The following is a 19,251-nucleotide window of genomic DNA, read 5'->3' as shown; positions in this document are numbered from 1 at the left end:
AATTCCTCACATCCTGAGCCTCGTCACCTTCCTGCCCCTGATCGGGGCCGGACTGATCCTGCTGGCCCGTTTTGCCATGAAGAGCGGTGCGGACTCCGCCGCACGCTGGATCGCCCTGGGCACGACCCTGGCGACGCTGGCCGTCGCGGTCATGCTGGTGCTGGTCTTTGATCCGGCCAATGCCGGTTACCAGTTCATCGAGCGCTATGTCTGGTTCGCCGGGGCCCAGTATCATCTGGGTGTCGACGGTATTTCGATCCTGTTTGTGCTGCTGACCGCCTTCCTGATGCCGATCTGCATCATTGCCAGCTGGAAGACCATCAACGACCGGGTGGTCGACTATATGGTCGCCTTCCTGGTGCTGCAGACCCTGGTCACCGGGGTGTTCACGGCGCTGGACCTGTTCCTGTTCTACATCTTCTTCGAAGGCACCCTGGTGCCGATGTTCATCATCATCGGGGTGTGGGGCGGGGCCAACCGCATCTATGCGGCCTACAAATTCTTCCTCTACACCCTGCTGGGATCCGTCCTGATGCTGCTTGCCATGCTGTGGATGGCCTATACGGCCGGCACCACCAGCATTCCCGAGCTCAAGACCTTCGCCTTCAGCCCGGCGGCCCAGCCGATCTTGTGGCTGGCCTTCTTTGCCAGCTTCGCGGTCAAGATGCCGATGTGGCCGGTCCACACCTGGTTGCCGGACGCCCACGTCCAGGCCCCGACGGCGGGCTCGGTCATCCTGGCCGGCATCCTGCTGAAGCTGGGCGGGTACGGCTTCATCCTGTTCAACGTGCCGATGTTCCCGCTGGCGTCACAGATGTTCGCGCCGCTGGTGTTCGCCCTGTCGGCTATCGCCATCGTCTACACCTCGCTGGTCGCCTTCCGGCAGACCGACATGAAGAAGCTGATCGCCTATTCGTCGGTGGCCCACATGGGCTTCGTCACCATGGGCATCTTCGCCGGCAACGCTATCGGCATGCAGGGCGCGGTGTTCCAGATGCTGAGCCACGGCCTGATCTCGAGCGCGCTCTTCCTGTGCGTCGGTGTCATTTACGACCGAATGCACACCCGCGAGATCGCCTTCTACGGCGGCCTGACCAGCAAGATGCCGTGGTTCGCCGCCATCTTCCTGATGTTCACCATGGCCAATGTCGGTCTGCCGGGCACCTCGGGCTTCATCGGCGAGATCCTGAGCCTGACCGGGGTCTACCAGGCCTCGACCTGGGTGGCCTTTATCGCCGCCTCGGGTGTGATCCTGTCGGCGGTCTATGCCCTGACCCTGTATCGCAACGTCATGTTCGGCGAGATCATCAATCCGGCGCTGAAGGCCATCACCGACATCGACCGCCGCGAGCTGATGATCTTCGTGCCGCTGATCGTCGGCACGATCTGGCTCGGCGTCCATCCGGGCCTCGTGCTCGACTACACCGCCGCCTCGGTCGAGGCCCTGACGACCACCTATCACGCCGCGATCGGCGGGTGAGACCCTGATGCCTGATCTGATCCCTGCACTTCATCTGTCCGCTCCGGAGCTGACGCTCGCCATCGGCGGCCTCGTGCTGCTGATGCTCGGGGCCTTCGCCGGCGAGAAATCGACGCGGTTGGTCTCCATGCTCTCCGTGGCCCTGCTGGTCGCGGCTTCGGCCGTGGCCGCGACGGGTCCGCTGGGCGCGGCCTTCAATGGTGCCTATGTCGCCGACCCGCTGGCGGTCTACGGCAAGATCGTCATCTATCTGTCCAGCGCCGTGGCCATTGTCCTCGGCACCGGCTGGATGGAGCGGACGCGGATCACCCGTTTCGAGTATCCGGTCCTGATCGTGCTGGCCTCTGTCGGCATGAGCATGATGGCGTCCTCGGGCGACCTGATCTCCCTCTACGTCGGGGTCGAGTTGCACTCGCTGGCCCTCTATGTGCTGGCCGCCTTTCATCGTGACGACCTGAAGGCGTCGGAAGCGGGCCTGAAATATTTCGTCCTCGGAGCCCTGTCCTCGGGTCTGCTGCTTTACGGGGCCAGCCTGATCTACGGCTTTACCGGCTCGATGCGGTTTGAGGACATCGCCGTGGTCGCCGCGTCGGGCGACGCCGGCACCGGCCTGATTTTCGGTCTGGTCTTCCTGATCTGCGGTCTGGCCTTCAAGGTCTCGGCCGCGCCGTTCCACATGTGGACGCCCGACGTCTATGAGGGCGCGCCGACCCCGGTCGTGGCCCTGTTCGCCACTGCCCCCAAGATGGCCGCCATGGTGCTGATCGCCCGGGCCCTGTCGGAAGGCTTCGGCGGCGCTCACGACCAGTGGGCCCAGGTGATCATTTTGATCTCGCTGATCAGCTTCGCGGTCGGGGCCTTCGGCGGTCTGGCCCAGAGGGATTTCCAGCGCCTGCTGGCCTATTCCTCGATCGCCAACATCGGCTACGCCCTGCTGGCCATCGCGGCCGGCACCGAGGCGGGGTTGCAGGCGATGCTGATGTTCATGACGCTTTATGTCATCGACCAGATGGGTTTCTTTGCCATCCTGATGAGCCTGTCACGGGGCGGCAAGCCGATCCGACGCATCGCCGACCTGGCCGGGCTCAAGCGCGACCGGCCGCTGACGGCCATTGCCCTGACGATCCTGTCGTTGTCGGTGCTGGGCATGCCGCCGTTCTCGGGCTTCTGGGCCAAATACTATGTGTTCGGCGCTGCTGCCGGGGCCGGCTACTGGATGGTCGCCGCCGTCGGTCTGGTCGCCTCGGTCGTGGCCGCCTTCTACTATCTGCGCATCATCAAGCTGATGTGGTTCGATGCCCCGCTGGACGAGACCCCGACCGACAAGGCTCCGGTCGAGGCCCAGTGGATCGGCTGGGCCTGCGCGGCCTTCTCCTTCCCGCTGGTGATCGTCGGCCTGATCTGGCTGGAGCCGCTGACCCGCGCCGCCGCCTCGGGCTTCGGAGCCGGGTAGGGCGGTGACGCCCGCTCCCGTCCGGCTGCTCGAGGAAACCGACTCCACCAATGCGGAAGCCCGCCGTCTGGCCGAGGCCGGCGAGAGCGGGCCGCTGTGGATCGTGGCCCGCCGCCAGACCGCCGGGCGCGGCCGCCGCGGGCGGGAATGGATCGATCCGTCGGGCAATCTGTCCGCCACCCTGCTGACCACCCTGCATCGGTCTCCGGCCGAGGCGGCGCAACTGACCTTCGTCGCCGCCCTGGCCGTGGCGGATCTGGTTGACGCCTTCGTGCCGCCGTCGCTGGTCAGCATCAAATGGCCCAATGACATCCTGCTGGCCGGAGACAAGGTCTCGGGAATCCTGATCGAGTCGGGGGGGCATGCCAACGGCAGCCTGTGGCTGGCGGTCGGCATCGGCGTCAATCTGGCCCGAGCCCCGTCCGGTACCGATCGGCCGGCGACCGCCCTGGCCGATCATCTGCGTGGCGATGTGACTGCCGTGCCCACCCCCGAAATCGCCGCGGCGACTCTGGCCAAGACCTTCGCCGTCTGGATGGCGCGCTGGGAAAGCCTCGGTTTCCAGCCGGTCCTCGACGCCTGGGCCGCCCGCGCCCCGGGGCTGGACGGTCCCGCCGTCGCCCAACTGGGTCATGAGACCGTCAGCGGTCGGGCCGAAGGCGTTGACCCCGACGGGGCCTTGCGTTTGCGTCTTGCCGACGGAACCCTACGTCTGATCTCGGCCGGCGATGTGTTCTTTGGAGAGGCTGTCTGATGCTGCTCGCGATCGAACAGGGCAATACCAACACATTGTTCGCCGTGCATGACGGCACCGACTGGATCGCCCAGTGGCGGACCGCGACCGAGGCCAGCCGCACGGCGGACGAATACGCCGTCTGGCTGACCCAGTTGCTGAACATGCGCGGGTTGACGCTGGCGGTTCTGAACGGCTGCATCATTTCCAGCGTCGTGCCGCAGTCGATTTTCAACCTGCGCAACCTGGCGCGCCGCTATCTGTCGGTCGAGCCGCTGGTGGTTGGCGAGAATGTCGCGCCGGGCATTCCTGTGCGCATCACCAAGCCGAGCGAGGCGGGGTCCGACCGGCTGGTCAACGCGCTGGGAGCCCATCTGGCCTATCCGGGCGACCTGATCGTCATCGACAGCGGGACCGCGACCACCTTTGACGTGGTCGCCGCCGACGGGGCCTTCGAGGGTGGTCTGATCGCCCCGGGTATCAACCTTTCGCTCCAGGCCCTGCACGAGGCCGCGGCCATGTTGCCGCGGATCGCCATCCAGCGCCCGGAACGTGTTATCGGCAAGGATACGGTCTCCAATATGCAGTCCGGCGTCTTCTGGGGCTATGTCGCCCTGATCGAAGGCCTGGTCACGCGCATCAAGGCGGAGTGGGGAAAACCCATGACCGTCGTCGGCACCGGCGGGGTCGCCTCGCTGTTCGAGGGGGCCACAGACAGCATCGACCGGTTCGATCAGGACCTGACCATACGCGGCCTACTCGAAATCTGGCGCCGCAATACCCATTTGACGGACACATGAAAAAACAAACCAACGACGAACTCGTTTTCCTGCCGCTCGGCGGCTCGAACGAGATCGGTATGAATCTCAATCTGTACGGCTACGGGCCGGAGTCCAATCGCCAGTGGATGGTGGTCGACGTGGGCGTGACCTTCGGCGACCTGTCGACGCCCGGCGTCGATGTGATCGTGCCCGATCCCGCCTTCCTCGAGGGCGAGAAGATCCTCGGCATCGTGCTGACCCACGCTCACGAGGACCACATCGGGGCCCTCGGCTGGCTGTGGGCCCGGATGAAGGCTCCGCTGTATGCGACGCCGTTCACCGCCTATCTGATCCGCGACAAGCTGCGCGAGGCGGGCATTCTGGATCAGGTCAAGCTGATCGAGGTGCCGCTGGGCGGCACCGTCGACCTGGGCCCGTTCCAAGTGACCATGGTCACCATGACCCATTCGATCGCCGAGCCGAACGGCCTGGCCATCAAGACCCCCCTGGGCACGGTGTTCCACACCGGCGACTGGAAGATCGATGACGAACCGGTCGTCGGCGAAGTCACCGACGGCGGGGCCATCTCGGCGCTCGGCGACGAGGGCGTTCTGGCCATGGTCTGTGACTCGACCAATGTGTTCGTCGACGGCGTGGCCGGGTCCGAGGGCGGTGTCGCCCGGGCCATGACCAAGCTGATCAGCGGCCTCAAGGGCCGGATCGCGGTCGGCTGTTTCGCCTCCAACGTCGCCCGCATGGACAGCGTCATCCGCGCCGCCGAAGCGTCGGGTCGCCGCGTCTCGTTGGCGGGCCGGTCGATGCACCGCATCACTGCCGCCGCCAAACACGTCGGCATGCTCAGCGACATCAAGCCGTTCCTGACCGACGAGGAAGCCCGCGTCTGGCCCGAGGACGAGATCCTGTATCTGTGCACCGGCAGCCAGGGCGAGAGCCGTGCGGCCCTGTCGCGCGTGGCCGAGGGCACCCATCCGGTGATCCGTCTGGGTCGTGGCGATCACTGCATCTTCTCGTCGCGCGTCATCCCCGGCAACGAACTGTCGATCGGCCGCCTGCAGGACAAGCTCGCCGACAAGGGCGTGCGCCTCTACACCGAGAAGGACCATCCCGGCATCCACGTCTCGGGTCATCCGTGCCGCGACGAGCTGAAGCAGATGTACGCCTGGGCCCGGCCGCAGATTTCGGTGCCGACCCACGGCATGCGCCGCCACCTGATGGAACACGCCAACCTGGCCCGCGATCTGGGCATCAAGGAACAGGTGACCCCGCGCAACGGCGACATGGTGCGACTGGCCCCCGGGCCTGCGTCAATCATTGACGAGGTGCCGTCCGGCCGCCTCTATGTCGACGGCGGGATGCTGGTGACCGAACAGGGCGAGGCCCTGCGCGAGCGCCGCCACGCCTCGACCAACGGCATTCTGGTAGTGTCCTTCGCGCTCGATGCCGGCGGCAAGATCGTCAGCGATATCGACATGCGGGCCATAGGCCTGCCCAGCGGTGACGAACGTCCGCTGGGCGACGCCCTCGATGGCCTGGCCGAACGGGTCGAACAGGTGGTCAACGGGCTCAAGCCCCAGGCCCGCGACGATGACGACGCTGTCGAACAGGCTGTGGCCCGCGTACTGAAAAAGGCCAGCCAGCAGATCTGGGATCGCCGACCGATCGTCGAGACCATCGTGCTGCGCCTGTAGGAGACGATAGCGTGAGCGAACTGAAGAGTGCTCTGAACGCTCCCCTGTTCATCTTCTTCCAGGGAACATTCAATCTTTGGATTAGCGGCGCCGTCGCTCTGGGAGTGGTGGCGATTGTTGTCTGGATCATTCAGCGTGGTCCGTCGCGGCAGTCTATGGTCTGGATGGCGGCCATGCCGCTGCCTTGGCTGTTGCTTGGCGTTTGGGCAGGCTGGCACTGGGCAGAACCGGGCTCTTCCTACAGTCACGGTATGGATGGCCTTTTGAACGGATTGGTTCTCGGCGAGCTCGTCGCTACCTTGGTGTTGAGTTCAATGGCGGTCGTAAAAGCAGCTCCAGCGAGGCTGGCGACCGCCATACTGGCGCTCATCAACGGATGGTTCGCCCTTCTTGCGGCCCTGCTCTCGGGTATGATGGTAACCGGTGCTTGGCTATGAGAATGGATTTGGAATCTGCATGACCGACCGGCTGTTCCTGATCAATCCGGGCTGGCACGACGACCAGGGCGGGCCGTGGTTCTGCCCGGCCGGTTCGGTCGTCGAGGGGGTGCTGGGCTTCTATCCGGCCCTGCGCGAACAGTTAGATATCCGATATCTGGATCATCCGCGTCCGCGCCCGCCGGTCATCGATCTGGTGGGCGAGGCGCACCAGAGCTGTCCGCTGCTGGTGCTGGACGGTGAGCTCGACTGGCCGGACGCCGAAACCAGCGCGGCGACCGGACAGCGCTTTCTGCAGGACGAGGCCATCCTGCCCTATCTGGCGGCCCGCTACGGCGTGGGTCTGCCCCATCCCTGAGGACGGTCATGATCGGCAAGCTGAATCACGTCGGGGTCGCGACCCCGTCCATTCCCGACAGTATCGCCCTGTACCGCGACATGCTGGGCGTGACGGCCATCGGCACTCCCTTTGATCTGCCGTCCCAGGGGGTGAGGGTCTGTTTCGTCGACCTGCCCAATGCCCAGATCGAGCTGATCGAACCGCTGGGTGAGGACTCGCCGATCCATGGCTTCCTGGCCAAGAACCCGCGCGGCGGCCAGCATCACATCTGTTTCGAGGTCGAGGACATCATCGCCGCCCGTGACGCCCTGCGCGCCAAAGGGGCGACCATCCTCGGTACCGGCGAGCCGCGCATCGGCGCACATGGCACACCGATCATCTTCGTTCACCCCCGCGACATGGGTGGTATGCTCGTCGAACTGATGGAAACGCCGAAGGAGGCGCACTGATCATGCCGATTGGTCCGATGACAATGTTCGCCGTCTATGTGGTGATCTGGTGGGTGGTTCTGTTCGCCGTCCTGCCGCTGGGCACCTCGAAGGAAAGGCATGCCCCGCCGACCGACGGGGCCCAGTGGGGCGCGCCCGACAATCCGAATCTGAAGCGCAAATTCCTGACGACGACGTGGGTTTCGCTGATCGTTTGGGCCGCCGTCATGCTGCTGGTCTGGATCGGCTGGATGCCGTTGCCGGACCTGGCACCACCGACAGTCTGAGGCACGCCTAGCTTTTGCCCTGCTGACCCGGCTAAAGCACAGGTCAACTGACCCATTGCCGGATATTTGCCCATGCGCCTTTCGCGCTATTTCCTGCCCACGCTGAAAGACACGCCGTCCGAGGCGCAGATCATCTCGCACCAGCTGATGCTGCGGGCGGGACTGGTGCGACAGGAAGCGGCCGGGATCTACGCCTGGCTGCCGCTGGGCCTACGGGTGCTGAAGAAGATCGAGCAGATCGTGCGCGAGGAACAGGAGCGGGCCGGGGCGGTCGAGCTGCTGATGCCGACCTTGCAACTGGCCGACCTTTGGCGCGAGTCGGGGCGCTATGACGCCTATGGGCCGGAGATGCTGCGCATCACCGATCGCCACGAGCGGGAGCTGCTGTACGGCCCCACCAATGAGGAGATGGTCACCGACATCTTCCGGGCCTACGTCAAATCCTACAAGTCGCTGCCGCTGAACCTGTTTCACATCCAGTGGAAATTCCGCGATGAGCGCCGCCCCCGGTTCGGGGTGATGCGCGGTCGCGAATTCCTGATGAAGGACGCCTATTCCTTCGACATCGACGAGGCCGCGTCGCGCAAATCCTACAACCGCATGTTCGTGGCCTATCTGAACACCTTCGCCCGGCTGGGTCTGAAGGCGGTGCCGATGCGCGCGGATACCGGTCCGATCGGCGGCGATCTGAGCCACGAGTTCATCGTGCTGGCCGAGACCGGCGAAAGCCAGGTCTTCTGTGACCGCAAACTGGTCGAGATGCCGGTCCCCGGACCCGACGTCGACTGGAACGACCTGCAGGCCACCGTCGACCAGCGCACGGCCCTGTATGCGGCGACCGAGGAAATGCACGACGCCGCCCGGTTCGAGAGCGAGACGCCCGAGGCGGACCGCCTGACCGCGCGCGGCATCGAGGTCGGCCACATCTTCTATTTCGGCACCAAATATTCCGCCCCGATGAAGGCCTCGGTCCAGGGTCCGGACGGCGTCGATCGGCCGGTGCACATGGGCAGCTACGGCGTCGGTGTGTCGCGTCTGATGGGGGCCATCATCGAGGCCAGCCACGACGCCGGCGGCATCATCTGGCCCGACGCCGTGGCGCCGTTCGACGTGGTCGTGATCAATCTGCGCGCCAGCGACGCGGCGGTGTCCGCTGCCTGCGAAGAGGCCGTGGCCCAGCTGGAAGCCTTCGGCAAGGACGTGCTGTACGACGACACCGACGAACGCCCGGGCGGCAAATTCGCCACCGCTGACCTAATCGGTATTCCGTGGCAGTTGACCATCGGACCCAAGGGCGTGGCCGAGGGCGTGGTCGAACTGAAGCGCCGGGCCACCGGCGAGAAACAGTCCCTGCCGCTGGCCGATGCGATGGAGCTGATCGCCCGATGACGGACACGATCCCGGCGGCGAAGTCGCCCAAGCCTGCCGGGCCTTTCTCCTCGTGGGAGATCGGTCTGGCCCTTCGCTATCTGCGGGCCCGTCGCAAGGACGGCGGCATCGCCCTGATCGCCATCATCAGCTACGTCGCCATCACCCTGGCGGTGCTGGCCTTGATTACGGTGATGAGCATCATGGCCGGCTTCCGCAGCGAGCTGCTGAGCCGCATGCTGTCGTTCAACGGCCATATGTACGTCCAGGGGCAGGTGCTGGTGTCGCCCGAGCGCGACGCCGCCGTGGCGCGGCTGAAAGACCTTCCGGGCGTGGTCAGTGTGACCCCGCTGACCGAGTCCCAGAGCCTGCTGCGCGCGGCCGGTCAGACCACGGGGGCCATGGTGCGGGGCGTGCGCGCCGAAGACCTGGATTCCATGGCCTATGTGTTCAAGAGCCTGACGCCGGAAGCGCGTGCCGGCTTCGGTCAGGGGGAATGGGGCGGCGACCGGGTGCTGATCGGCAAGGCGCTGGCCGACTCGCTGGGTATCAGGGTCGGCGATCCGGTCACCCTGTATTCGCCGGACGGGGCCAGTTCGGCCTTCGGCAATCTGGGCGGACTGGAGAAGACCTATACCGTTGGCGGGGTGTTCAGTTCCGGCACCGCCGATTTCGACCGGCTGTTCGTGTTCATGCCGCTGGAACAGGCCCAGCTCTTCTTCGGCAAGGAGGGGCTCTGGGATGTGATCGAGATGAAGGTCGCCGATCCCGACAATGTCGCCAACTATCTGGAGCCGGTGCGGCAGGCGGCGGGGCCGGGGTCGCTCGTCAGCGACTGGCGTGATCGACTGGCCGCCTTCTGGGGCGCGCTGAAGGTCGAGCGGGTGGCCATGAGCATCATCCTGGGTCTGGTGGTGGCCATCGCTGCCCTCAACATCATTTCCGGCATCGTCATGCTGGTGAAGAACAAGACGCGCGACATCGCCATTCTGCGCACGGTCGGGGCCAGTCAGGCCTCGATGATGCGGGTCTTCTTCCTGGCCGGGGCCGCCATCGGCATCGCCGGCACCGTAAGCGGTCTGGTGCTGGGCCTGCTGTTCTGTCTGAACATCGGTTCGATCCAGCATTTCCTGGAGGGCCTGCTGGGTGTCTCCCTGTTCAACCAGGAGGTCTATATGCTGGACGCCATCCCCGCCCTGGTCGATCCGGTCGACGTGTTCTGGGTCGCGATCTGGTCGCTGTCCATGTCCTGTGTCGCCTCGCTGCTTCCGTCCTGGCAGGCGGCCAAGCTGGATCCGGTGGAGGCCCTGCGTTTTGAATAGTCCACAGATCGCTCCACAGCTCCATCCACAGGCGGACGCCACACCCGTGCTGTCGATTCGCGACGTGACCCGCACCTATGACACCGCCGGTGGCGGGCTGACGGTGCTGAAGGGGGTCAATCTGGACGTCATGCCCGGCGAGATCGTCGGCCTGATCGGGCCGTCGGGCTCGGGCAAGTCGTCGCTGCTGCATGCCGCCGGCCTGCTGGAGCGGCCGACGGGCGGCCATATTCTGATCGATGGCGAGGACGTCGGTGATTTGGCCGAGGGGGCCCGGACCCGTCTGCGCCTGTCGCGGATCGGCTTCGTCTATCAGTTCCACCATCTGCTGGCCGAGTTCGACGCCCGCGACAACGTCGCCCTGCCGATGCGCATCGCCGGCTATTCACTGACCGAGGCGCGTAACCGGGCCGAGGTGGCGCTGACAGCCCTGGGGCTGGCCGAGCGGATTACCCATCAGCCGGGGCAGCTGTCCGGCGGGGAACGCCAGCGCGTGGCCCTGGCCCGGGCCCTGGCCAACCGGCCGCGCCTGCTGCTGGCCGATGAGCCGACCGGCAACCTTGATCCGGCTACCAGCCAGGCGGTGTTCGAGGCGCTGCGGGTGATGGTGCGTGAGACCGGGGTCGCGGCCCTGATCGCCACCCACAATATGGAGCTGGCCGGCCATATGGACCGGGTCTTCGCCCTGAAGGACGGCCATCTGGAAGAGCGCCCGGCCGAGAGCCACGCCTATTAAGCCGCCACGGGCCGGGGTGCCCCGGCCGCAGGACCTGACATGACCGAGGCGATCGAGAGCCAGTTGGCGGCGGGGCGACAGGCCCGGGCCGATGGCCGGATGGTCGAGGCCCGCAATGCCTATGCCCGGGCCACGGCTCTCAGCCGGGAAGCGGGGGCGCACGCGCTGCAGGCGCTGGGCCTGCGCCATCTGGCCGAGATCGATCTGGGCGCGCGCCGGCCCGAGGCCGCCCTGGCCCATGCCGACCAGGCCGCCGCCCTGTATCGGGCCCACGACGACAGTGACCCGCTGGACCTGGCCGTGGTGCTGAAACTGGCCGCTCTGGCGCTGGATGAGCTGCGCCGCAGCCCCGAGGCCGCCGAGCGCTGGAACGCAGCCTGCGACCTGTATCAGGCAGCCGGGGACACCGAGGCGGCGGCCGCCTGTGCGGGCCGGACGACGGGCTGACCGCCGCTCCGGCCGCAGGTCAGGACCCTATTTCTTGCCGGGCGGGGTGGTGAAGGGCGAGGTCCCGGCGGCCACCGCCGGCTTGGGCTTCTCCGCCTTGGGTTTGCGGGTTTCCTTGTTGCTGCGCACTTGACCCTTGGCCATGACCGCTCTCCGGACGCCGCCCGCCGGAAGGGCGGGGAGGGACGTCAGTCGTCAGGATACAGCATTCGCGGTGTCGGGGGCGGACATTTTGCCCGGAGTTGACGTGAACACAAAGAGAACATAGAACATACCGGGAACACATCATTCAGGGGATAAGACCATGGCGCGTTGGGTTCGGGATATGCTGTCGCTTGCATCATGCGGCGGCTTTGTCTGGATGGTCTGGCATGCGGCCCTGCTGGTCGCCTGAGCCCCGGATGGCCGGTTCCCGCACAGGCGGGGGCCGGAATTCATCACTCGGGCGCGGGTGACGGCCAGAATCCCTGCATAGTCGCTTCGGTCGCATCGGCGACCACGGCAAGGTGTCTCCGTCGTCGCGGGGATGAGCGGAGTGTGATTTGGCCGATCCGGTAGTCCCTGACGCCCCCTTGGGCACCGACGGCTTTGTCCATCTGCGCGTGCGGTCGGCCTATTCGCTGCTGGAAGGCGCGATCAAGGCCAACAAGGTCGGGCCGATGGCGGCCGATCACGGCATGCCGGCGGTGGCCGTGGCCGACCGGGCCAATCTGTTCGGGGCGCTGGAATTCAGCCAGGCGGCGCGTGACGCCGGAGTGCAACCGCTGATCGCCTGTGCCCTGCCGGTACTGGGCATCGGCGGCAAGATCAGCGACCGCTGGGCCAAATGCCCGACCGTGGTGTTGATCTGCCAGAACGAACAGGGCTGGCTGAACCTGTGCGCCCTGTCGTCGGCGGCCTTCCTCGAGTCGGCGGAACTGCCCGAGCCGGGTGTGTCGTGGGCGATGGTGGCGGACAGGGCCGAGGGGCTGATCCTGCTGTCGGGCGGGCCGGACGGACCGGTCGATCCGCTGTTCGTGCAGGGCAAGGGAGCCGAGGCCGAGGCTGCCCTGGCCGAGATGCAGGCGGCGTTCGGCGACCGCTTCTATGTCGAGCTGCAACGCCACGGCCTGCCCAGCGAGGGCGCGGCCGAGCGCGGACTGGTCGACTGGGCCTACAAGGCGGAAGTGCCGCTGGTCGCCACCAATGACGTTCATTACGCCAAGGCCGAACAGGCCAAGTCGCACGACGCCCTGATGTGTATCGCCGACGGGGCCTTCACCGGTCAGGACGACCGGCGGCGTGTCACGGGTCAGCACTGGTTCAAGGGCGCGGCCGACATGCGCACCCTGTTCGCGGACCTGCCCGAGGCCTGCGACAACACCATCGATATTGCCCGTCGCTGCGCCTTCATGGTGCAGACCCGGGCCCCGATCCTGCCCAGTTTCGACACCGGCGACGGTCGGACCGAGGCCGATGAGCTGGCGTACCAGGCGCGCGAGGGGCTGAAGGCACGGCTGAAGACCGTGACCCCGGCCTTCCCGGAAGAGGACTACTGGACCCGGCTGGAGTGGGAGGTGTCCATCATCCAGCAGATGGGCTTCCCCGGCTATTTCCTGATCGTGTCGGACTTCATCAAATGGGCCAAGTCGCACGGGATCCCAGTGGGGCCGGGGCGGGGCTCCGGGGCCGGGTCGCTCGTCGCCTGGGTGCTGACCATCACCGATCTGGATCCGCTGCGGTTCGGCCTGCTGTTCGAGCGTTTCCTCAATCCCGAGCGGGTCTCCATGCCCGACTTCGACATCGACTTCTGCCAGGAGCGGCGGGAAGAGGTGATCGAATACGTCCAGCAGCGTTATGGCCGCGACCGGGTGGCCCAGATCATCACCTTCGGCACCCTGCAGGCGCGCGCGGTGCTGCGCGACGTCGGCCGGGTGCTGCAGATGCCGCTCGGCCAGGTCGACCGTCTGGCCAAGATGATCCCGGCCAATCCCGCCAATCCGGTGACTCTGGCTCAGGCTATCGCGCTGGAGCCGCGCCTGCGCGAGGCGCGCGACGACGACAAGGCCGTGGCCACATTGCTGGAGACGGCGCTGGAGCTGGAGGGGCTGTACCGCAACGCCTCGACCCACGCCGCCGGCATCGTCATCGGCGACCGGCCGCTGGTCGAGCTGACGCCGCTGTACCAGGACCCGCGCTCGGACATTCCGGCGACCCAGTTCAACATGAAATGGGTCGAGCCCGCCGGTCTGGTGAAGTTCGACTTCCTCGGGCTGAAGACCCTGACTGTGCTGGACCGGGCCTCGGGCTATCTGAAGCGGCGCGGGGCCGACCGCGACTTCAACCTGCTGCCGCTGGACGACGTGCGCACCTATGAGCTGATGGCCTCGGGCCAGACGGTCGGGGTGTTCCAGCTGGAATCCCAGGGCATGCGCGACACCCTGCGCAAGATGCGCTGTGGCGCGATCGAGGAGATCACCGCCCTGATCTCGCTCTACCGGCCCGGGCCGATGGAGAACATCGACGTCTATATCGACCGGAAATTCGGTCGGGCCGAGGTCGATACCCTGCACCCGTCGCTGGCCGGCATCCTGCAGGAGACCTACGGGGTCATCATCTACCAGGAACAGGTGATGCAGATCGCCCAGATCCTGGCCGGCTACAGCCTGGGCGAGGCCGACCTGCTGCGCCGGGCCATGGGCAAGAAGAAGAAGGAGGAGATGGACTTCCAGAAGGCCCGCTTCCTCAAGGGGGCGGCCGAGAAGGACGTGCCCGAGGCCCAGGCCGACTTCATCTTCGAACTGGTGGCCAAATTCGCCGGCTACGGCTTCAACAAGTCACACGCCGCCGCCTATGCGATGATCAGCTATCAAACCGGCTGGTTGAAGGCCAACCACCCGGTCGAGTTCTTCGCCGCCTCGATGAGCCTGGACCTGTCGAACACCGACAAGCTGGCGGTCTTCTATCAGGACGCGCGCAAATTCGAGGTGCCGGTTCTGGCCCCCGATGTGAACCGCTCCTCGGCCGATTTCGACGTGGCCTATGAGGAGGAAACCGGGGCGGTCCTCTATGCGCTGGGGGCCATCCGCAACGTCGGGCTGGAGGCCATGAAACATGTGGTCGAGGTGCGGGAGACCGGCGGTCCGTTCACCGACATCTTTGACTTTCTGGAGCGGGTCGATCCGCGTGCGGTCAACAAGCGGGCGCTGGAGGGGCTGGCCAAGGCCGGGGCCTTCGACAGCATCCACCCCAACCGTGGTCAGCTGTTCGACCAGGCCGATGTGCTAATGGCCTATTGCCAGAGCGTGGCGGCCGAACGGGCCTCGGCCCAGGTCAATCTGTTCGGCGGCGATCAGGTCGGTGCCGGTCGGCCGCGACTGAAGACGCGCGAACCCTGGGTCGGACCCGAAAAGCTGGATCAGGAACTGGCGGCGGTCGGCTTCTACCTGTCCGGCCACCCGCTGGAAGACATGACCCCGGCGCTGAAGCGCAAGCGCGTCACCTTCGTGGCCGAGGCGGCGCAGTTGGCCGAGAGTGGCCATGAGGCCTTCATGATGGCCGGGGTGGTGCGCCGCCGTCAGGAACGCGCCAGCCAGCGGTCGGGCGAGAAATTCGCCTTCGTCACCTTCTCGGATCCGACCGGGGAGTTCGAGTGCCTGTTCCCACCGGAACAGCTGCGCAAATGCCGTGAGGTGCTGGAGGTCGGGGCCTCGGTGCTGGTGCGGGTGCGGGCCAAATGCGCTGATGGCGAGGTGCGCTACTTCGGCGACGACGCCACGCGGCTCGACACCCTGCTGGACGACAATACGATTGGCCTGCGCATCCATGTCTCGTCGCGCGGCACCGACCCGGCGGCGCTGAAGGCGCGACTGGACCGGGCCAGTTCACCGGGCAAGGGGGGCGAGGTCTCGCTGGTCGCCTCGCTGGACGGCCGGCGCGAGGTCGAGGTCAAACTGCCCGGCCGCTACCGGCTGGACGGAGCCCTGCGCGGGGCGCTGAAATCGGCCCCCGGCGTGCTGATGCTGGAAGACGCCTGAGGCGATCCTTCAGGCGGAGTCATTGAGCAGCCGGCCATAGCTGTCGACCAGGCTGGAATAGGTCGGGACGAAGGTCACCGTGGTCGGTCCGCCTTCGGTGACCGGGGCCTTGATCTCGAAATGCATATGAATGGTCGTGGCCGAGCCGCCGAAATCGTTCGAGACCCGGCCCAGATGCTGGCCGCGGGTGACCGTGCGTGAGGCGAGGGTGGGGAATAGGGCGTGGACCCCGGCCATGTCCATATGCAGATAGCGGTAGATGCGGCCGGACTCACCCAGCACCGTGACCGTATAGCTGCCGATCGAGGTGATCTGGCCGGCCTCGGCCGCCACGACCCAGTGGACCTTCTTCTCACAGGTCGCGGGGCGGATGTCCTGACCCTGATGGCCCTTGCCCGTCGGGCAGAAGCCGTTGGTCCATGAGCGGGTTTCGCAGAAATTATCGCGCCATGGATAGCTGTAGTTGCGGGTGTCGCACTGGCCGCCGGGACCGGGCGCGGCGAAGCCGCCGTAGCCATAGACCTGTGAGTTGGCATAGGCCGGGGCTGCCTCGATCGGAAAGCGGATCCCCGGGGCCCACAGGGTCGGGTCGGCGGCACCGGACCCCGATCCCGGGACCAGGCCACCGCCCGCCTCATGCGGCCAGCTGACCGGCTCGGGCAGGGGTGGTTCAGGCTCGGGTTCCGGCTCCGGTGTGACTTCGGGGTCCGGGGCGACCGTGTCACCGACGGCGGTGCCTCCGGTCTGGGGCGTGGTGTCGGTGCCGCTGCAGCCGTTGGGCGAACAGGCGGTCAGAAGCAGCAGCAGCCCCACCGGGATCAACCGCCTCATTGTGGGCCTCCGCCGATCAGTCGCAGGTCGGCGGCAAAGGCGATGGCCTCGGCCTCGGCGCAGCCCGTCGCGCCCTGGTTCTCACAGATGAAGCTGACGTTATAAGCCGCGCCGAAGCGGTTGAAGGTGACGTCGATACCGTACTCGGTTCGCTCGGTGCCGATGTTGGTCAGGCCCTGGGCGCGGGCGCGGGTCATGGCGGCTGCACCGGGAACGACGCGGGCGGCGGTGATGGCGGGGGCCGGAGCCGGGCGCCGGGGCCGGACGACGGGCGACTGGAACGCCTTGGTCGTCCCGTAGATCTCGATGATCTGATCCTCACGCAGAACTACCATCATATAGTGGCGGTCGCCGGTGAAGAGCCGGGCGGTCTGCAGCAGGGCCGGGTCCGAGGGGGCCAGCACCGGCACGGGCGAGGCGGCCGCGCGGGCCATCAGGGTGCGGGTCGCGGGGTCCTTGTCCAGCCCCTCGCGCAGGCGGGCGGCCAGGGGATCGCGTCGCGCTACGGTCAGGGCCGCGGCATCGGTCCGTGACGGCGTCACGGTAACCTCGGACGGTATCGGGGCGGGATCCGACCGGATCTGGGTCCAGGCCACGGCCCCGAGGACCAGGGCCAGGCCTGCGCCCGCACCGATGGCCGCCATTCTGCGTCGGTTCATATCGCCCTCCGTTCAGGGACGATCAATATACCGTCGATATGTCAGTTTCGCTACGGAGCCTGTGCGGGCATGGCATGCCGGTCCTTGCCTTTGCGGTCGTATACGCCTAGAAGCCGCGGCACTTCTCACGCAGGCGTGGTGAGGTTCGGGGAAACATCCCGATCCCTGCCGTTCCGAGGAGCCTCCCAATTCCGGGCGGCTCTTTCACCGTCTGCGCAAGGTTGATCGGAAAAAGGACTTACCAGATCATGGCTCTGCCTGAATTCTCCATGCGTACCCTGCTCGAAGCCGGCGCGCACTTCGGCCACCAGACGCACCGGTGGAACCCGAAGATGGAGCGCTACATCTTCGGATCGCGCTCGAACATCCACATCATCGATCTGTCGCAGTCGATGCCGCTGATGCACCAGGCGCTGGTCGCCGTGCGTGAAGTCGCGGCCAAGGGCGGTCGCGTCCTGTTCGTCGGCACCAAGCGCCAGGCCGCCGGCCCGGTCGCCGAGGCTGCGACCCGCTGCGCCCAGTACTACATGAACAACCGCTGGCTCGGCGGCACGCTGACCAACTGGCGCACCGTGTCGGGCTCGATCGCCCGCCTGCGCGAGCTGGACACCCTGCTGGAGTCGGGTGGCGACGGCCGCGTCAAGAAGGAGCTGCTGAACCTCGAGCGCGAGCGCGACAAGCTCGAGCTGAGCCTCGGCGGCATCAAGGACATGGGCTCCGTGCCGGACATCATGTTCGTGATCGACACCAACAAGGAGGCCATCGCCATCCTTGAGGCGCGCAAGCTGAATATTCCGATCATCGCCATCCTCGACACCAACTCCGATCCGGACGGCATCACCTATCCGATCCCGGGCAACGATGACGCCGCCCGCGCCATCCAGACCTATTGCGACCTGATCGCCGACGCCGTCCTCGACGGCCTGGCCGCCGGTGCCTCGCAGGCAGGTGTGGATCTGGGTGCGTCGGAAGCGCCGGTCGAGCCGATGCTGGCCGAGGCTGCCGCCCCGGTTAAGGCCGACGCCGCTCCGGCCGGTACCGAAGCCGTCGCTGAGGAAATGATCGCCGCCGCTGAAGCCCCGGCTGCTGCTGCTGAAGCCAAGGCCCCTGCCAAGGCCGCCGCCGAAGCTCCGGCCGCTGCTGAGGCCCCGGCCGCTGCCGAGACGACTGAAGAGCCTGCCAAGGCCGAGGACGCGAAGGCCTAAACAGCCCCGTATTCTACTGCCGGCACCAGACTATGCGGCCGGACCTCAACGGGTCCGGCCGTTCCCGCATACAAATACTCAGGAGCCCATAATGGCCGAGATCACCGCCGCCCTCGTCATGGAACTTCGCGCCAAGTCCGGCGTCGGCATGATGGATTGCAAGAGAGCCCTGATCGAGAATGACGGCGACATCGCCGCCTCGATCGACTGGCTGCGCGCCAAGGGCCTGTCCAAGGCCGCCAAGAAGGCCGACCGCGTCGCCGCCGAAGGCCTCGTGGCCGTGGCCTCGAAAGAAGTCGGAGCCGGTGAAGTCGGCGCCGCCATCGAGTTCAACTCGGAAACCGATTTCGTCGCCCGCAACGACCTGTTCCAGAACGCCGCCAAGGCCTTCGCCCAACTGGGTCTGGATCACGCCACGCTCGAAGGCCTGCACGGTGCCGAGCTTGAAGTCGGCAAGACGGTCCAGGATGAAGTGACCAGCATGATCGCCACCATCGGCGAGAACATGCAGCTGCGCCGCGCCGCCCGCCTGTCGGTCGATGAAGGCGTTGTCGCCTCCTACGTCCACAATGCCGTGGCACCGGGTCTGGGCCGCATCGGCGTGCTGGTCGCCCTGCACGGCGGTGGCGACAAGGACAAGCTGCGTGAACTGGGTCGCAAGATTGCCATGCACGTCGCCGCCACCGCGCCGCTGTCGCTGAACACCGACGACCTCGACCCGGCCGCCATCGCCAAGGAACGCGCTGTCCTGACCGAAAAGGCCAAGGAAGAGGGCAAGCCGGAAGCCATGATCGACAAGATCGTCGAAGGCCAGATCAACAAGTTCCAGAAGGACGTGGTGCTGTCCAAGCAGCCGTTCGTGATGAACCCGGACGTGACCATCGAGCAGCTGGTCGCTGACGCCGGCAAGGAACTGGGCGCGCCCGGCCTGCACCTGGCCGGATTCGTCCGTCTGGCGCTGGGTGAAGGCGTCGAGAAGGTCGAAGGCCCGGACTTCGCCTCTGAAGTGGCGTCGATGACCGGCGGTCAGTAGGCCGCA

Annotated in this window: 19 protein-coding genes; 16 read left to right on the top strand and 3 right to left on the bottom strand. The window is 66.4% G+C overall.

Annotated elements, in window-relative coordinates; translation table 11 throughout:
* The first annotated feature begins 1 nt into the window (after nt 1).
* The 13 genes from AAC067_RS03130 to AAC067_RS03070 all read left to right on the top strand — a co-directional run bounded on the left by AAC067_RS03130 (nt 2) and on the right by AAC067_RS03070 (nt 11,501).
* Complete coding sequence (locus AAC067_RS03130) at nt 2–1,480, top strand: NADH-quinone oxidoreductase subunit M (RefSeq protein WP_339929784.1); 1,479 nt, start codon at nt 2–4, stop codon at nt 1,478–1,480.
* Between the two features lie 7 nt (nt 1,481–1,487).
* A complete protein-coding gene (gene nuoN / locus AAC067_RS03125; RefSeq protein ID WP_339929427.1) occupies nt 1,488–2,933 on the top strand; it encodes an NADH-quinone oxidoreductase subunit NuoN in 1,446 nt (481 codons plus the stop codon).
* 4 nt (nt 2,934–2,937) lie between these two features.
* Entirely contained in the window at nt 2,938–3,687 is a 750-nt protein-coding gene (locus tag AAC067_RS03120; protein WP_339929425.1) for a biotin--[acetyl-CoA-carboxylase] ligase, read from the top strand.
* Entirely contained in the window at nt 3,684–4,466 is a 783-nt protein-coding gene (locus AAC067_RS03115) for a type III pantothenate kinase (protein ID WP_339929782.1), read from the top strand. Before AAC067_RS03120 ends, AAC067_RS03115 begins: the two co-directional genes overlap by 4 nt.
* Nucleotides 4,463–6,136, top strand: a complete 1,674-nt coding sequence (locus AAC067_RS03110; RefSeq protein WP_339929423.1) for a ribonuclease J — start codon at nt 4,463–4,465, stop codon at nt 6,134–6,136. The genes AAC067_RS03115 and AAC067_RS03110 overlap by 4 nt, the downstream gene beginning before the upstream one ends.
* 11 nt (nt 6,137–6,147) lie before the next feature.
* Nucleotides 6,148–6,573: a hypothetical protein gene (locus AAC067_RS03105; protein ID WP_339929421.1), complete on the top strand. Its 426-nt coding sequence runs from the start codon at nt 6,148–6,150 to the stop codon at nt 6,571–6,573.
* Nucleotides 6,574–6,592: 19 nt separating this feature from the next.
* Nucleotides 6,593–6,931 (top strand): DUF3088 family protein, encoded by a 339-nt coding sequence (locus AAC067_RS03100; protein ID WP_339929419.1) that lies wholly within the window; start codon nt 6,593–6,595, stop codon nt 6,929–6,931.
* Nucleotides 6,932–6,939: 8 nt separating this feature from the next.
* Nucleotides 6,940–7,362, top strand: a complete 423-nt coding sequence (mce, locus tag AAC067_RS03095) for a methylmalonyl-CoA epimerase (RefSeq protein WP_339929417.1) — start codon at nt 6,940–6,942, stop codon at nt 7,360–7,362.
* A gap of 2 nt (nt 7,363–7,364) precedes the next feature.
* Nucleotides 7,365–7,628 carry a DUF1467 family protein gene (locus tag AAC067_RS03090; RefSeq protein WP_339929415.1) on the top strand — a complete coding sequence of 88 codons (264 nt, stop codon included), beginning with the start codon at nt 7,365–7,367 and terminating at the stop codon, nt 7,626–7,628.
* Nucleotides 7,629–7,700: 72 nt separating this feature from the next.
* On the top strand, nt 7,701–9,017 hold the full coding sequence (proS, locus tag AAC067_RS03085; RefSeq protein ID WP_339929413.1) for a proline--tRNA ligase: 1,317 nt from the start codon (nt 7,701–7,703) through the stop codon (nt 9,015–9,017).
* Nucleotides 9,014–10,318: a lipoprotein-releasing ABC transporter permease subunit gene (locus AAC067_RS03080; protein WP_339929411.1), complete on the top strand. Its 1,305-nt coding sequence runs from the start codon at nt 9,014–9,016 to the stop codon at nt 10,316–10,318. The genes proS and AAC067_RS03080 overlap by 4 nt, the downstream gene beginning before the upstream one ends.
* 7 nt (nt 10,319–10,325) lie before the next feature.
* A complete protein-coding gene (locus AAC067_RS03075) occupies nt 10,326–11,054 on the top strand; it encodes an ABC transporter ATP-binding protein (protein WP_339929780.1) in 729 nt (242 codons plus the stop codon).
* 39 nt (nt 11,055–11,093) lie between these two features.
* The gene (locus AAC067_RS03070; RefSeq protein WP_339929409.1) at nt 11,094–11,501 is read left to right on the top strand and encodes a hypothetical protein; all 408 of its coding nucleotides are present in this window, start codon (nt 11,094–11,096) and stop codon (nt 11,499–11,501) included.
* A 27-nt stretch (nt 11,502–11,528) separates the two neighbouring features.
* On the opposite strand, the gene AAC067_RS03065 is transcribed toward AAC067_RS03070, so the two are convergent.
* Nucleotides 11,529–11,645 (bottom strand): hypothetical protein, encoded by a 117-nt coding sequence (locus AAC067_RS03065; protein WP_339929407.1) that lies wholly within the window; start codon nt 11,643–11,645, stop codon nt 11,529–11,531.
* 428 nt (nt 11,646–12,073) lie between these two features.
* Here AAC067_RS03065 and dnaE point away from each other — a divergent pair, with 428 nt between their 5' ends.
* Nucleotides 12,074–15,517 (top strand): DNA polymerase III subunit alpha, encoded by a 3,444-nt coding sequence (dnaE, locus tag AAC067_RS03060; RefSeq protein ID WP_339929778.1) that lies wholly within the window; start codon nt 12,074–12,076, stop codon nt 15,515–15,517.
* A 9-nt stretch (nt 15,518–15,526) separates the two neighbouring features.
* On the opposite strand, the gene AAC067_RS03055 is transcribed toward dnaE, so the two are convergent.
* The gene (locus AAC067_RS03055) at nt 15,527–16,348 is read right to left on the bottom strand and encodes a M23 family metallopeptidase (RefSeq protein WP_339929405.1); all 822 of its coding nucleotides are present in this window, start codon (nt 16,346–16,348) and stop codon (nt 15,527–15,529) included.
* Complete coding sequence (locus AAC067_RS03050) at nt 16,345–17,007, bottom strand: hypothetical protein (RefSeq protein WP_339929403.1); 663 nt, start codon at nt 17,005–17,007, stop codon at nt 16,345–16,347. The genes AAC067_RS03055 and AAC067_RS03050 overlap by 4 nt, the downstream gene beginning before the upstream one ends.
* A gap of 248 nt (nt 17,008–17,255) precedes the next feature.
* Here AAC067_RS03050 and rpsB point away from each other — a divergent pair, with 248 nt between their 5' ends.
* Together rpsB and tsf are read left to right on the top strand one after the other, a co-directional pair.
* Nucleotides 17,256–18,212 carry a 30S ribosomal protein S2 gene (gene rpsB / locus AAC067_RS03045; protein ID WP_339929401.1) on the top strand — a complete coding sequence of 319 codons (957 nt, stop codon included), beginning with the start codon at nt 17,256–17,258 and terminating at the stop codon, nt 18,210–18,212.
* Nucleotides 18,213–18,303: 91 nt separating this feature from the next.
* Nucleotides 18,304–19,245 carry a translation elongation factor Ts gene (tsf, locus tag AAC067_RS03040; RefSeq protein WP_339929399.1) on the top strand — a complete coding sequence of 314 codons (942 nt, stop codon included), beginning with the start codon at nt 18,304–18,306 and terminating at the stop codon, nt 19,243–19,245.
* Nucleotides 19,246–19,251: the final 6 nt, after the last annotated feature.

The sequence above is a fragment of the uncultured Brevundimonas sp. genome, from assembly GCF_963977465.1.
GTDB lineage: Bacteria > Pseudomonadota > Alphaproteobacteria > Caulobacterales > Caulobacteraceae > Brevundimonas.
The sequence above is the reverse complement of the archived record's forward strand: the minus strand, read 5'-3'. Positions and strand labels throughout refer to the sequence as shown.

Coding starts and splice junctions, on each gene's coding strand:
- nuoN (WP_339929427.1), top strand. CDS start 1,488: ATGCCTGATCTGATCCCTGCACTTCATCTGTCCGCTCCGGAGCTGACG.
- AAC067_RS03110 (WP_339929423.1), top strand. CDS start 4,463: ATGAAAAAACAAACCAACGACGAACTCGTTTTCCTGCCGCTCGGCGGC.
- AAC067_RS03100 (WP_339929419.1), top strand. CDS start 6,593: ATGACCGACCGGCTGTTCCTGATCAATCCGGGCTGGCACGACGACCAG.
- mce (WP_339929417.1), top strand. CDS start 6,940: ATGATCGGCAAGCTGAATCACGTCGGGGTCGCGACCCCGTCCATTCCC.
- AAC067_RS03090 (WP_339929415.1), top strand. CDS start 7,365: ATGCCGATTGGTCCGATGACAATGTTCGCCGTCTATGTGGTGATCTGG.
- proS (WP_339929413.1), top strand. CDS start 7,701: ATGCGCCTTTCGCGCTATTTCCTGCCCACGCTGAAAGACACGCCGTCC.
- AAC067_RS03080 (WP_339929411.1), top strand. CDS start 9,014: ATGACGGACACGATCCCGGCGGCGAAGTCGCCCAAGCCTGCCGGGCCT.
- AAC067_RS03070 (WP_339929409.1), top strand. CDS start 11,094: ATGACCGAGGCGATCGAGAGCCAGTTGGCGGCGGGGCGACAGGCCCGG.
- AAC067_RS03065 (WP_339929407.1), bottom strand. CDS start 11,645: ATGGCCAAGGGTCAAGTGCGCAGCAACAAGGAAACCCGCAAACCCAAG.
- AAC067_RS03055 (WP_339929405.1), bottom strand. CDS start 16,348: ATGAGGCGGTTGATCCCGGTGGGGCTGCTGCTGCTTCTGACCGCCTGT.
- AAC067_RS03050 (WP_339929403.1), bottom strand. CDS start 17,007: ATGAACCGACGCAGAATGGCGGCCATCGGTGCGGGCGCAGGCCTGGCC.
- rpsB (WP_339929401.1), top strand. CDS start 17,256: ATGGCTCTGCCTGAATTCTCCATGCGTACCCTGCTCGAAGCCGGCGCG.
- tsf (WP_339929399.1), top strand. CDS start 18,304: ATGGCCGAGATCACCGCCGCCCTCGTCATGGAACTTCGCGCCAAGTCC.